Below are 13,135 nucleotides of genomic sequence, written 5' to 3' on the forward strand. Positions count from 1 at the left end.
TTGTGCGCGGTTCAGGACTCGGGCAGGTCCGCGCAGAGTTCGCGCAGCGTGGTGCGGGTGAGGATCTGGGCCAGGGTGACCGGCACGCCTCGTTCCTCCGCCGTCAGTACCGCCCGTACGGCGAGCAGCGAGTCACCGCCCAGTTCGAAGAAGTCGTCGTCCAGGGCGACCCCTTGCACGCCCAGCAGTTCCACCCAGATGCCGGCCATGACCGCCTCGGTCCGGGACAGCCGCCGCCTCGCCCGCGCGTCGTACGTGCCGTCCGCCTCCTGGGCGCCCGGCCGGCTCAGACGGACCAGGGCCTCCCGGTCCACCTTGCCCGTCAGGCCGCGCGGCAGCTCGGCGTGGCCGGCGTACGCGCTGGGCCTCATGAACTCCGGGAGCAGGTCGGTCACATGGGCCTTGAGAATGCGGGTGAGGTCCGTTCCGGGTGGTTCGGGCACCACATGGGCGACAAGTCGTTCGGCGCCCGACTCGTCCCGTACGAGGACGACACTCACGTCCCGCACCCGCGGGTGGTCGCGCAGGGCGGCCTCCACCTCGCCCAGCTCCACCCGGTAGCCGCGCACCTTCACCTGGTCGTCGAAGCGTCCGGTGTACTCGATCAGGCCGTCCGGGCGCAGCCGCCCCTTGTCGCCGGTCGCGTACATGCGGGCGCCGGGCGCACCGGCCCAGGGGTCGGGGACGAACCGCAGGCTGGTGGCGCCGGGGCGGCCCAGGTAGCCGCGGGTGACGGCCGTGCCGCCGATGAAGATCTGGCCCTCCTCACCGGGGCGGACCCTGCGCAGCCGTTCGTCGACCAGCCACAGCGACACCCCGGTGATCGGGGTGCCGAGCGGGGGGTTGGTCTCGCCGGCCGGGATCCGCGCCATGGAGTGCGCGCTGACCAGCGTCGTGGCCTCGGACGGCCCGTAGCCGTTGATGATCCGGTTGTCCGCGCCGCGCCGCCGGTGCCGTTCGGTGAACTGCCGGGCCCGGTCCACGGACATCACGCTGCCGCCGACGATCAGCCGGCGCACACTGTCGAACGCCTCGGGCCGTATGTCCCACAGCACGTTGAAGAGCGTCGTGGTGATCAGCATCGTGGTGACACGCTCGCGGATGAGCACGTCGGGCAGTTCCTCGACGGCCTGATAGGAGGGTGCGGCGATGACCAGCCTGCCGCCGTTGGCCAGCGCGCCCCAGATCTCGAACGCGGCCACGTCGAAGGCCAGGGGAGCGAGCTGGAGGAAGGTCTGCGCCGGTCCGAAGTCCACATAGGACTGGCCCGGGTCGACGAGATTGACGGCGCCTCGGTGCGTGACTCCGACCGCCTTGGGGGTGCCTGTGCTGCCGGAGGTGTACACGAGATAGGCCAGGTTGTCCGGGGAGAGGGGGGCGGGGTCCGGCAGGGGTGCCGGGGGGTGTCCGACGGTCGCCCCTTCCTGCGGCTCGTCCTCCCTCTCGTCCTCCAGGTGGAGCGTACGGACCGTCTGAGGGAACGGGCCGGACGTCACCGCGCGCCGGGTCACCACCAGCGTCACCCCGGAGTCCCGGAGCATGAGGGACAGGCGTGCGGCGGGGTAGTCGAGGGGCAGCGGCAGATAGGCGGCCCCGGCCTCCAGCACAGCCAGCATGGTGATCACCGCGTCGGCACAGCGGTCCAGATGGATGCCGACGACCGTGTCGGGACCGGATCCGGCCGCTCGCAGCCATGCTGCCCGGCGTCCGGCGCGCTCCCGTACCTGCGCGTAGGTGAGGTTTCCGTCGTCCGAGGTCAGCGCCACGGCGTCGGGCATGGCGCGGGCCACGGCGGCGAACCTCTCATGGAGCAGGGGCGGGAGCGCGGACAGCGGGGTGCCGGCGTCCGCCGGAGCGGTTCGCGCGGCGGTACGTGTGCCGGCGGAGGTCTGCTCAGTGGTCACTGCGGTGGTCTCCTGTCCTTCCCGTCCTGGCCGGTGTCCCCGGGGCGGGCCGGGCGCCGCGACGCGGAGTGAACCGCACCGGCAGCCCGCTGAACCCCTTCATGAAGGTCGAGTAGACCGGTGTCGGTTCGCCGGTGACCTCCCAGCTGTCCGCATGGGTCAGGAGCGCCTGGACGAGGGCGGTCAGCTCCAGCCGGGCCAGCCGGGCACCGGGGCAGATGTGCGGACCGTGCAGGAACGCCAGATGCCGGTTGGGGGTGCGCCCCAGGTCGAGCCGGTCGGGGTCGGGGAACTGTGCTTCGTCGAAGTTCGCCGCCGCGTTCCACACCGTGACCACATCGCCCGCGGCGATCCGCGCCCCCGCCAGCTCGCTGTCGCACAGGGCGGTGCGGCCCGAGTGCATCGAAGCCGTCGTCCAGCGCAGCAGCTCCTCCACCGCGGACTCGACGCCCACCTCGCCCATGACCAGCCGCCGCCACTCGCCGGGCCATTCGGCCAGGGCCTGGACGGCGCCGCTCATCGTGTAGCGGGTGGTCTCCTCGCCGCCCAGCAGCAGGCTGTAGCAGTTGTAGAGCAGCTCGTCCTCGGTCAGTTCGACCGCGCTGTCCGTCAGCCGGACCAGCAGCCCCAGCAGGTCGTCCCCGGGCTCCCCGCGGTAGGAGCGGACCAGTTTGGCGAAGTAGAGCAGGATCTCGTTGCGGGCCAGCCGGGTGTCCAGGTCCGCGCTGACGGGCACCTCGGAGGCGAGGGCTGCGCTGGCGTCCGCGTACAGCGCGGGGCGGTCGGCCTCGGGGACCCGCAGCAGATCGCACACCACGGCCATCGGGACGGGACGGGCCACCTCCTGGGCGAAATCGCTGTCCCCGCGGGCCACCGCGGCGCGCACCAGCTCCCCGATGCCCGCGGCGATCCGCTCCTCGTAGGGGGCGAGGGCCTGCGGGGTGAAGGCCCGCCCGAGTTCCCGGCGGATGCGCTTGTGCCGCGGGCCGTCGGAGACGGCGAGCATCCGGCCCCCCGCGGGGTCCCCGCCGCGCAGCAGGGTCGCGATGTTGTTGCCCCGGGCCGAGGTGAACCGGTCGAGCCCGGTGAAGACCTCGATGGCCAGGCCGTACGACGCCACGACCCAGAACCCGGGCCCGCCGGGTACCGGATGCCGGGCGACCGGACCGCGCTCCCTGAGCAGTCGCCACACCGGCCGCAGCTCGCGTTCGGCATGCACCACCGGGTTGGTCAGGTCGATCGCGTGCAGTGGGCCCCGTCCGAACTCCAGTAGTTCCGCCACACCTCACCGTCCCTTCCGCAGGCGGCTCGCGCCCGCCTGCTCCATGGCCCGGCGCAGCGACAGGGGACGCATGTCCGTCCAGTGCGTCTCCACGTACTCCAGACACTCCTGGACCGTCCCGGTCCGGCCGGTCGTCCGCCATCCCGGCGGCAGGGGCCAGGAGGCCGGGACAGTGGCGTACTGGAGTTCCTCGTTGACCACGACCTGGTACCGCTCGTCCTCTGCCACTGAGCATCTCCGTCCTCATGGGAGCCCTCGTCGGCCTTCAGTGTGTGAGGCCGGCGGACGGGCTGCCATGGGACACAGGTCCTAGCCGGTCTGTACGGCGAGGAGTCCGTCGCGCAGTCCGACGACCAGCGCCTCGGTGCGGTCGGACACCCCCAGCTTCGCGAAGAGCGAGGTGATGTGGTTCTTGACGGTCTTCTCGGAGATCCCCAGCATGGAAGCGATCTGACGGTTCGTCAGGGCCACGCCGATCAGCCGCAGGATCTCGTACTCCCGGCCGGTGAGGTCCAGCTCCTCGGGCGGGGTGGACGGGCCGGGCGGGGGCGCGAGGTGTGGTTCCGCCTCAGGGACCGCCCCGCTGCCGGCCGCCAGGACCGCCGTGAGGTCCGCCAGTTCGGTGGCGCGGCGCACCGTGTGCTGGGCCTTCTCGTGGACGGCCCGGGCGTATTCGACGAGGACGTCCAGCACCAGGGGCGGGGGTGCGCCACCGCACTCGTCGCACAGCCACAGCACGGCGGTCGCGACCGGGCCGGCCGGGTCCGCCCGCCGGGCCGGCCCGCACTGCTGGGTCCTGCCGACGAGCAGCGCCGCGAGCGTCATGCGGTCGAGGTCCGCGAGCCGGAGCCATTCGTCGAAGCGTCCACAGTCCTGGCGGTGGGTTCGGTGGCCGTCGCCGAGCATCGCGTATCACCGGTCCTCACGTCGCGTGGAGCAGGCAGACCCGAGGCCGTCCAGAACGGCGTCCAGGACACCCGGATGTTCGTGCAGGAAGTGGTGGCCGCCCTCGAAGCGTTGGACGGAGCAGTGCCCGCTGGTCATCCGCGCCCATCGCGCCGCGTCCGCCGCGGGGACCATCGGGTCGCGTGTGCCGCACAGCACCGTCAGCGGGACGCTCAGCGGCGGGCCGGGATCCTGGTGCCGGTAGCGGTAGGTCTCGGTCAGCTCCAGGTCCGCGCGCAGCACCGGCAGCAGCAGCTCCCGTACGTCCTCGTCCTGCGCGATCTCCCGGGGCAGTCCCAGCAACGCGCCCGCGCGGTCGAGGAGTTCGTCGGCGGCGAGGGCGTGCAGGGGCGGCCGGGACGGCCAGGACGGGGGCGCCGCCATCCCGGAGACCACGATCCGCTCGGGCTGTTGCTGTCCCGTGCGCCGCAGGCGGCGGGCGGTCTCGAAGACGATGAGCGCGCCCATGCTGTGCCCGTGCAGTCGGTACGGCCGGTCCAGGAGCGTGAGCAGGGCCTCGGACAGCTCGTCCGCCACCTCCCCCAGCCGCCGCAGCGGCGGTTCGCCGAAGCGGGACCCCCGGCCGGGCAGCTCCACGGGGCGCACCTCGACGCCCTCGGGCGCCGCCCGCACCCACGGCCGGTACGCGGCGGCGGACGCCCCGGCGTGCGGAACGCAGAACAGTCGCACCCGTGGTCGGGTGCGACTGCCGAGTGAGCTGGTCCCGGTGCCGGTGCGGGAGTCCGCCGAGGAGTCCCCGTGAGAGGGGAACCACGCGGAGCTGCCGCCGGAGTGCGGCCCGGGTGAACCCTGTAATCGATGGCGCACGTCTGCCCCCCAGATGCGGAGTCGGCAAAGATGCCTTCCTTGCTATACCGGCTGTCGCGCTTGACGAAAGTGGGGAGTGAGCCAAGTCGGCGGGCCGGGTCCGCGGCCCGTCCGGGACCAACGGCCCGCCACCGCTCCGCGCCGCCGTACGCACCAGGGACCTGCGTCCCATAGCCGGGCGTGCCGGGCCCGGCACAGACTGGTGCGCCCGTACGGGGTGTTCACCGCGTCAGGAGGCGACGGAGTGTTCAACGCGACCCCAGCCCCTTTGCTCTCACCGCACGGCCGGTCGACCGTCCCGGAGCGCATCGCCGCCCATGCCGCCCGGCGGCCGGACGCCGTCGCGGTCACCGACGGGGCGGCCACCCTCAGCTATGCCCGGCTGCACGCCCGTACACGCGAGCTGGCCGGACGGCTGTGCGCGGCCGGAGTACGGTCCGGCGACGTCGTCGCCGTCCTGCTGGAACGGTCCGTGGATGCCGTGGCCGCCTGTTCGGCGGTGATGTCGGCCGGAGCCGGGTATCTGATGCTGGACCCCGGGCAGCCCGCCCCGCGGACCCGCTATCTGCTGGGCGACAGTACGGCCCGGGCGGTGGTCAGCAGACCGGAGCTGCTGAGCCGGGTCGATCCGGAACGCCTGCCCGGCATGGCGTACCTGGACTGCGGGGAGAGCGACCGCGCGGAGGGTGCCGGGCCCGCTCCCGCCGCGGCAGGAGGGCCGGAGCCGGACGGGCCGGCGTACCTCAACTACACCTCCGGGTCGACCGGCAGGCCCAAAGGAGTCCTCATCGGCCACCCGGGCCTGGCGAACCTCGTCGACTGGTACCGGCACCGCTATCAGGTGGAGCCGGGCGACCGGGTCAGCCAGCTCGTACGGCCCACGTTCGACGCGTTCGCCCTGGAGACCTGGACCTGCCTGGCCGCCGGAGCGTCCCTGCACATCGCGCCCGACGGGGTACGGCAGGACCCCGAGCGGCTCCGGGACTGGCTGTGCCGCAGCGGCATCACCGTGTCCTTCGTGCCCACGCCGCTCGCCGAGCACCTGTTCACGCTGGACTGGCCGGGCCCGGACGAGGGGTGCGCGCTGCGCGAGCTGCTGGTCGGCGGCGACCGGCTCACCCGCCGCCCGCCGGCCGGGCTGCCGTTCCGCGTGCACAACAACTACGGGCCCACCGAGTGCACCGTCGTCGCCACCTGCTCCCTCGTCGACGAGCGGTACGAGCCGGCCGGCGATGTGCCGCCGCCGATCGGCCGGCCGCTGCCCGGTGTCACCGCCTACGTGCTGGACGCGCAGCTGACGCCCGTGACCCAGGGCGCCCCCGGCGTACTGCACGTGGGCGGAGTCGGCGTGGCCCTCGGCTATCTGCACGCGCCGGGCGACGACGACGGCCCCTTCCGGACGGACCCGTTCCGGGCGCTGCCCGGCGCGAGGATGTACGCCACCGGCGACCTGGTGCGCCAGGACGAGGCAGGGCAGCTGCACTATCTGGGGCGCCTGGACGAGCAGGTGCAGATCCGCGGCGTCCGGGTGGAGCCGGCCGAGGCCGAGGCCGTACTGCGGCGTCACCCGGAGGTGGATCGCGCCGTGGTCGTCGGCACCGACGAGGCGGAACCGCGGCTCGCCGGCTATGTCACCGCACGCGGCGGGGCCCCCGACCCACGGCAGATCAGGGCCTTTGTCGCCGAGCGGCTGCCGGACCACCTCGTGCCCGCGACGATCACGGTGGTGCCGGAGCTTCCGCTCACCCCGGAGGGCAAGGTCGACCGCCGCGCCCTCGCCCGGCGTGAGCCGGAGTGCGCCGACGGCTCAGGAGGCCGGCCGGCGGCCGGGCCCCCGCGCACCGGGGACGACTCCGGCGTCCGGGCCCTGGTGGCACTCTGGCAGGACGTCCTGGGCGTCCCCTGCGTGGCCGCCGAGGACGACTTCTTCGAGATCGGCGGCGACTCGCTCCGGGTGATCCGGCTGGTCGCCCGGGCCCGCCGGCAGGGCATCGCGCTCCGTCCGGACGATGTGTACGCCCACCCCGTACTGGCCGACCTCGCCGCGTCGGTCGAGGCGGCGCGCACCGCCGCGGAGGCGATCGCCTCATGACCCGGGTCACCTTCGTCGAACTCAGCGTCTACGAGAACACCGTCCCGCTCGTCTCGGGCTACCTCCAGGCGTACGCGTCGCAGGACCCCGCCATCACGGACAGCTGCGACTTCGCGTTCTTCTCCCGCGGGCTGCGCGAGGACCCCGGAACACTCCTCGCCGACCTGCTGTCCGAGGACAGCGACGTCTACGCCTTCAGCTGCTACATCTGGAACATGGGGCTGGTCCGGCAGCTGCTCGGCGAGCTTCTGGCGCGCCGCCCCGATGCCTGGTTCCTGCTCGGCGGCGCGCAGGTGATCGGCCACGCGGAGCAGTACATCCCGCCCGGCACGCGCAACGTCGTCGTCTGCAACGGCGAGGGCGAGCAGCCGTTCTACGAATTCCTCCACCAGGTGGCTGTGCGGGACGCGCCCGATCTGACCGAGGTCTCCGGGATCAGCTACCGCGGCCCGGACGGGGCACTGGTCACCACCGACAAGCCGCCCCGCATGCGGGTCCTCGACGACGTGCCGTCGCCGTTCGCGGCCGGCCTGTTCGACGAGGGTGAGTACACGTTCACCGTGCTGGAGACCAACCGCGGCTGCCCCTTCCACTGCGGCTTCTGCTTCTGGGGCGCGGCCACCAACTCCAAGGTGTACAAGTTCGAGGAGGAACGCGTCCGCGGCGACATCCGGTGGATCGCCGAACACGGCATCGTCAGCGTGTTCATCGCCGACGCCAACTGGGGGCTCTCCCCGCGCGACGTGGAACTCAGCCGCCATATCGTGGACTGCAAGGAGCAGTTCGGGTTCCCCACGTCCCTGGTCATCGCCGCCGCCAAGAACCGGCCGGAGCGGGTCGCCGAGATCACCGGGATCCTCGTCCGCGGCGGACTGGTGACCAGTCAGCCGATCTCCCTGCAGACCGTCAACCCCGAGGCCCTGCGCCTCATCGACCGGCAGAACATCCGCGAGACCACCTACACGGACCTCCAGCGCTCCCTGAACGCGAAGAACATCAGTTCCTTCATCGAGCTGATCTGGCCGCTCCCCGGGGACACCCTGGACACCTTCCGGGCCGGAGTGGCGCGGCTGTGCCGGATGGAGGCCGACACCCTGACGATCTATCCGCAGCTCCTGCTGCACAACACCGCGCTGTACGACCAGCGCGAGATCTTCGGCATCGAGACCGAACGCGCCCCCGACCCCGCCGCCGAAGCCGATGTCGTCGTCGCCACCCGGTGGGTGAGCAAGGAGGACTGCGAGCAGGGCACCTGGTTCTACTACGTGGTGCAGAGCCTGTACAACGCCCGTGGCGCGTACTGGCTCGCCCGCTATCTGGACCGCGCGGGCATCCAGCCGTACGACGCGTTCTTCGCCGCGGCCACCCGCCACTGGCAGCGGTCGGACCACGAACTCAGCCGTTTCGTCGCCGACTCCGTCTCCACGGCCGACAACTACGATCTGCTCAACATCGGCAAGGCCGCTCATCTGGTGCTGCACTCGCACCGGGAGCAGTTCGACCGGCTGCTCGCCGAGTTCGCCCGTACGCAGCCGTGGTGGTCGGACCCGGCCGCCCGGCTGGCTCTCGACCTCGATCTGGTGGCCCGCCCCTACATCTACCGCGAGTCCGTGCGGCCGCCCGGCGTCCCGCTGTCCGAGGCGCGGCTGCTGGAGACCGGGGACACCACCCTCACGATCGCCCTGCCTGAGAAGCACGCACAACTGCCGGCCCGGCTCGGGCTGTTGCCGGACGGCACCGCGGCGAGCACGGCCGTGCGCTTCACGCATCCGGGGCAGGGCAAGATGCCCGTGCCGCGGCACCGCACCATGGAGCAGAACGCCGGCTACTGCCATGTCATGATCCAGCGGCTGCGCACCCTGCTGCCCGACTGCCGCCCCCTGGACGGCGCGGGGACGAAAGGCCCGGGAGGCAGCCGTGCGGCGTGACATCTTCACCGCGGAACACGAGGCGTTCCGCCAGGTCGTACGGGAGTTCGTGGCCCGCGAGATCACCCCCAACCTGCCCAAGTGGGAGGAGGCCGGAGCCGTCGACCCGGAGGTCTGGCGCGCCGCCGGCCGGCAGGGCCTGCTCGCCCCGGACATGGACACCGCCTACGGCGGGGGCGGCGTCGACGACTACCGCTTCCACGTCGTACGGGGCGAGGAACTGGCCCGCGCCGGGACCCTCAGCCCCGCGTTCAACCTGCACAGCGAGGTGGCGGGCGGGTATCTGGCGCAGCTCGCCACCGAGGAGCAGAAGCGCCGCCTGCTCCCCGGCTTCTGCTCCGGCGAACTGATCGCCACGGTGGCCATCAGCGAACCGGACGCCGGCAGCGACGTCGCCGCGATCCGCACCACGCTCCGGCCCGCCGGGGACGGCTCCTATCGTCTCAGCGGCCGCAAGAGCTTCGTGACCCACGGCCTGCTGGCCGGGCTGTTCATCGTCGCCGCAGCCGACCCCGGTGCCCGCCGGCCGGGCGGCCCGGCGGCCGCCACCCTCGTCGCACTGCGGCCCCAGGCGCCCGGTCTGACGATCGGCAGACCGCTGTCCAAGATCGGTATCCACTCGCTGGACACCGTGGAGATCTCCTTCGACGAGGTCCGGGTCGCGCAGGAGGACCTGCTCGGACAGCGCGGTCTGGGTTTTCTGTATCTGCTGCGGAACCTGCCCCGTGAACGCCTCTCCATCGCCGTCACCTCTCTGGCCCTGGCCGAGCGGGTTCTGGAGGAGACGCTGGCGTACTGCCGGGACCGGCGCGCCTTCGGGCAGCCGATAGGCCACTTCCAGTACAACCGCTTCCAGCTCGCCGAGATGACGACGGCCCTGCGGGTCGCCCGGGCGTTCACCGACCGGTGCGTGATGGCGCACGACCGGGGCGAGCTGTCGGTGGAGGAGGCCTCCATGACCAAGTGGTGGAACTCCGAACTCTGCGACGACGTGATCCGGCGCTGCCTGCAGTTGCACGGCGGATACGGCTTCAGCACGGACTCCCTCGTCGGGCGGGCGTACACGCAGGCGAGGGTGCAGACCATCTACGGAGGCACCACGGAGATCATGAAGGAGATCATCGGCCAGTCCCTGCCCCTGTGAGTCGTCGTCCGAGGAAGGAGGCCACCGTGCTGGTGATCGACGCCGCAGCCGTACGCAGGCTCTACCCGATGACCGACGCGATCGCGGACATGCGCACCGCGTTCACCCTGTACAGCTCCGGGCGGGTCCGGCAGCCCCAGCGCCGTATGACCCCGGGCGCCGAAGGCGAGGTGCTGGCCACCATGCCCGCGTACGTACCCTCGACCGGGGACGGTGAAGTGGGCGGGCCGAGCGGGGGGTTCGGTCTGAAGGCCATCGCCGTGCAGCCGGGGAATCCGGCGCGGGGACTCGACCCGCACCCGGGTGTCGTCCTCCTTCTCGACCCGGTGACCTGTGTCCCGCTGGCGCTGCTCGACGCCACGAGCATCACCGGGATCCGGACCGCCGCGGCCTCCGCGGTGGCCACCGACCTCCTTGCCCGCAAGGACGCGGAGGTGCTCGCGATCCTCGGCACCGGCGTCCAGGCCCGCGCCCACATCAGGGCGATCTCGCGGGTACGCCCGCTCAGGGAGGTCCGGGTGTGGGGCCGCGACGCGGCTCGCGCACGCGACCTTGCGGCGGAGTGCGGTTCCCTGCTGCCCGCGGGCAGCGCCGGGACCACGGCCCGCGCCGTCACCCGGGCGGCGGACGCCGTCGCCGGAGCGGATGTCATCTGCACCGTCACCTCCGCCGCCGAACCGGTGCTGGACGGTGCTCATGTCGCGCCCGGCACGCATGTCAACGCCGTCGGAGCGGTCTTTCCCGAGCGGCGGGAGCTGACGGGCGATCTGGTCGCCCGGTCCACCGTGCTGGCCGACAGCCGGGAATCGGCTCTCACCGAGGCCGGTGACCTTCTCGTCCCCCTCCGCGAGGGACGCCTCGGCGCCGAGCACCTCCGGGGCGAGATCGGTGAGGTGCTGCTCGGCAGGTGTGCGGGCCGGACCTCGGACGACGAGATCACCGTCTTCGAATCCCTCGGTCTCGCCGTCCAGGACGTCATCAGCGCCCGCAGCGTCCATCGGCGGGCGGTCGGCGAGGGTACGGGCATCGAGGTCGCGCTGTCCTCTCCCGGCAAGGACGACGAAGGATGACCGGGCCCGCCGGCGGGACGCCCGCCGTGTCCCCGTGGCTGGTGTGCCGGCAGCCGCGCCCGCAGGCCGCTCTGCGGCTCTACTGCTTTCCGCACAGCGGGGGTTCGCCGGGTGAGTTCCTGCGCTGGGCGGACGAACTCGGTCAGACGGAGATCCACGGCGTGCAGCTGCCGGGCCGGGGCTCGCATGTGCGGGCCGCGCCCCTCGACGCCATGTCCGAGGTGGTCGCCGGGCTGCTGGACAGCGTCACCTTCCGGGCTCCGTACGCCTTCTTCGGGCACAGCCTGGGCGGGCTGACGGCGTACGAGACGGCCCGCCGGCTCCAGGCCGCGGGCCGTCCCGGTCCCGAGTTCGTTCTGGTCTCCGCCTGCGCCCCACCGCACCATCCGCGCGACGACGGCCTGCGCCACCTGCCGGACGAGGACCTGCTCGCGGCCATCGACGAACGGTACGGGGGCGGCGTGCCGCTCGCCCTGCACCAGGACCGCGCGGTGCGCGCCCTGCTGATGGGGGTGTTCCGAGCGGATGTGTGCGTGTCCGAGACCTACCGGCACGCACCCGGGCCCGTGTTGCGAAGCCCGCTGTACGTGGTCGGCGGCCGGCGGGACCTGCCGCGCGAACTGCTGGCCCAGTGGGCGCGCTACACCACGGACCGTTTCCAGCTGACGCTGCTGCCCGGCGGGCACTTCTATCTCCGGGAGCCCGACCAACACCGCGCCCTGCTCCGGCTGCTGACCGCCCTGACCCGATCCGCAGCGGTGCGGTGAGGAGTCGTCCGGGGTCGGGCCCCCGGACGACCCGTCCCCTACGGCGCGGGGGCCACGACCTTGCCGATGCTTCCCAGGGCCCGGGCGGCGCGCTGGCCGACGTACGCCTTGCCGCTCGGGTCCAGCGCCACTCCGGAGGCATGCGCCAGACCGCTGGCGACTGTCCTCTTCTCGCCGCTGTGCAGGTCGACCGCGATCAGCTGCCGTCGTTCCAGTTGCCGACATAGGCCTTGACCGCTCCGTCCAGCGCGACGCCGTACGCCGCGGGGACGCCGGCGACCAGGCGGGAGGAGCCGTTGGACAGGTCCACCGCGAGCAGCCGGGAGCCGCCGTAGTCCGTGGTGAAGGCCATGCCGTTCCCGTCCACGGCCACCTCGCCGATGTCGCCCAGGCCGCTCGCGACGACGCGCTGAGCGCCGCTGGCGAGATCCACCGCGGACAGCTTCTGAAAAGAGGGGGCCGAGGAAACCCATCACGTCGAACGCCTCGTGCGCCGTCTGCCGGACGAGCCACGGGTCGCGCTCGCCCTCCAGATCGCGCACGGACCCCGAGACATCCCCGGCGCCAGGGTGTCGCTGTTGAGTGCCTGAGTGGACTGCTCGGCGGAACCCGGCCATCCCCTTCTGCAGGAACCTCTTTCCTTCGTCGGCCATGTCGAAATTGCCGCTCTGCTTCTCGATGAGGGGCACGCCACGGTTTACCTCCTCCTGCGGAAAGCCGCCGTAGCGCACCTGGTTCAGAGAGAAACCGACGGGTCCGATCGGATTTCTTTCAGATGAGGGGACGCGGTAATCGCACGAGATATAGGTGCGAACAGAATTGGCCTGGAACGGGGACTCGCCGCAGACAGATGACATCCGGTCAAACACTGGCCGACGCGCCGTATGCCCCTTCCCCCGTCGGGCACAGCGGGTGATGCTCTGCTCACCGGGGGACATCAGGAGTTCACGACCCACCCACGGAGGTCAGGACGATGCCGCTCGGAACCATCGCCGTGTACAACGACGCCGACGGCGTGGGCGTCATCACCGACGAGGACGGTGAACGGCGCCTCTTCTCCGGCATGGAGACACAGACCACGCGCGAGGGCCAGCGGGTCCTCTTCGACGTGGTCGGCGAGAAGGCCACCAATGTGATCGCCCTTCGGTGACGCGCCCCGGCCCCGCGCCCGGTTC

12 protein-coding genes are annotated in these 13,135 nt (G+C 72.2%); 6 read left to right on the forward strand and 6 right to left on the reverse strand.

Annotated features, from left to right (window positions below; genetic code table 11):
- Positions 1–11: 11 nt before the first annotated feature.
- The 5 genes from AB0L75_RS02965 to AB0L75_RS02985 all read right to left on the reverse strand — a co-directional run bounded on the left by AB0L75_RS02965 (position 12) and on the right by AB0L75_RS02985 (position 4,821).
- On the reverse strand, positions 12–1,904 hold the full coding sequence (locus tag AB0L75_RS02965; protein ID WP_365174440.1) for a non-ribosomal peptide synthetase: 1,893 nt from the start codon (positions 1,902–1,904) through the stop codon (positions 12–14).
- Complete coding sequence (locus AB0L75_RS02970) at positions 1,894–3,186, reverse strand: cytochrome P450 (protein WP_365174442.1); 1,293 nt, start codon at positions 3,184–3,186, stop codon at positions 1,894–1,896. Before AB0L75_RS02970 ends, AB0L75_RS02965 begins: the two co-directional genes overlap by 11 nt.
- 3 nt (positions 3,187–3,189) lie before the next feature.
- Positions 3,190–3,414: an MbtH family NRPS accessory protein gene (locus tag AB0L75_RS02975; protein WP_365174444.1), complete on the reverse strand. Its 225-nt coding sequence runs from the start codon at positions 3,412–3,414 to the stop codon at positions 3,190–3,192.
- Positions 3,415–3,495: 81 nt separating this feature from the next.
- Positions 3,496–4,092: a response regulator transcription factor gene (locus AB0L75_RS02980; protein WP_365174447.1), complete on the reverse strand. Its 597-nt coding sequence runs from the start codon at positions 4,090–4,092 to the stop codon at positions 3,496–3,498.
- A 6-nt stretch (positions 4,093–4,098) separates the two neighbouring features.
- Positions 4,099–4,821 (reverse strand): alpha/beta fold hydrolase, encoded by a 723-nt coding sequence (locus AB0L75_RS02985; protein WP_365174449.1) that lies wholly within the window; start codon positions 4,819–4,821, stop codon positions 4,099–4,101.
- Between the two features lie 382 nt (positions 4,822–5,203).
- Between AB0L75_RS02985 and AB0L75_RS02990 the strand changes: the two genes are divergently transcribed.
- Genes AB0L75_RS02990 through AB0L75_RS03010 form a run of 5 tightly spaced genes read left to right on the forward strand, consistent with a single transcriptional unit; the run spans position 5,204 to position 11,960 of the window.
- Positions 5,204–7,051, forward strand: a complete 1,848-nt coding sequence (locus AB0L75_RS02990) for a non-ribosomal peptide synthetase (protein ID WP_365174451.1) — start codon at positions 5,204–5,206, stop codon at positions 7,049–7,051.
- Entirely contained in the window at positions 7,048–8,979 is a 1,932-nt protein-coding gene (locus AB0L75_RS02995; protein WP_365174453.1) for a radical SAM protein, read from the forward strand. The genes AB0L75_RS02990 and AB0L75_RS02995 overlap by 4 nt, the downstream gene beginning before the upstream one ends.
- Entirely contained in the window at positions 8,969–10,123 is a 1,155-nt protein-coding gene (locus AB0L75_RS03000; protein WP_365174455.1) for an acyl-CoA dehydrogenase family protein, read from the forward strand. The genes AB0L75_RS02995 and AB0L75_RS03000 overlap by 11 nt, the downstream gene beginning before the upstream one ends.
- A gap of 26 nt (positions 10,124–10,149) precedes the next feature.
- Entirely contained in the window at positions 10,150–11,193 is a 1,044-nt protein-coding gene (locus AB0L75_RS03005) for an ornithine cyclodeaminase family protein (RefSeq protein ID WP_365174458.1), read from the forward strand.
- Complete coding sequence (locus tag AB0L75_RS03010) at positions 11,190–11,960, forward strand: alpha/beta fold hydrolase (RefSeq protein WP_365174461.1); 771 nt, start codon at positions 11,190–11,192, stop codon at positions 11,958–11,960. Before AB0L75_RS03005 ends, AB0L75_RS03010 begins: the two co-directional genes overlap by 4 nt.
- Positions 11,961–12,156: 196 nt before the next feature.
- Here AB0L75_RS03010 and AB0L75_RS03015 read toward each other — a convergent pair whose 3' ends face one another.
- Positions 12,157–12,393: a hypothetical protein gene (locus tag AB0L75_RS03015; protein WP_365174464.1), complete on the reverse strand. Its 237-nt coding sequence runs from the start codon at positions 12,391–12,393 to the stop codon at positions 12,157–12,159.
- A gap of 540 nt (positions 12,394–12,933) precedes the next feature.
- On the opposite strand from AB0L75_RS03015, the gene AB0L75_RS03020 reads away from it, so the two are divergent.
- Positions 12,934–13,110: a hypothetical protein gene (locus AB0L75_RS03020; protein ID WP_365174466.1), complete on the forward strand. Its 177-nt coding sequence runs from the start codon at positions 12,934–12,936 to the stop codon at positions 13,108–13,110.
- Positions 13,111–13,135: the final 25 nt, after the last annotated feature.

Source organism: Streptomyces sp. NPDC052101, assembly GCF_040680235.1.
Taxonomy (GTDB): domain Bacteria; phylum Actinomycetota; class Actinomycetes; order Streptomycetales; family Streptomycetaceae; genus Streptomyces.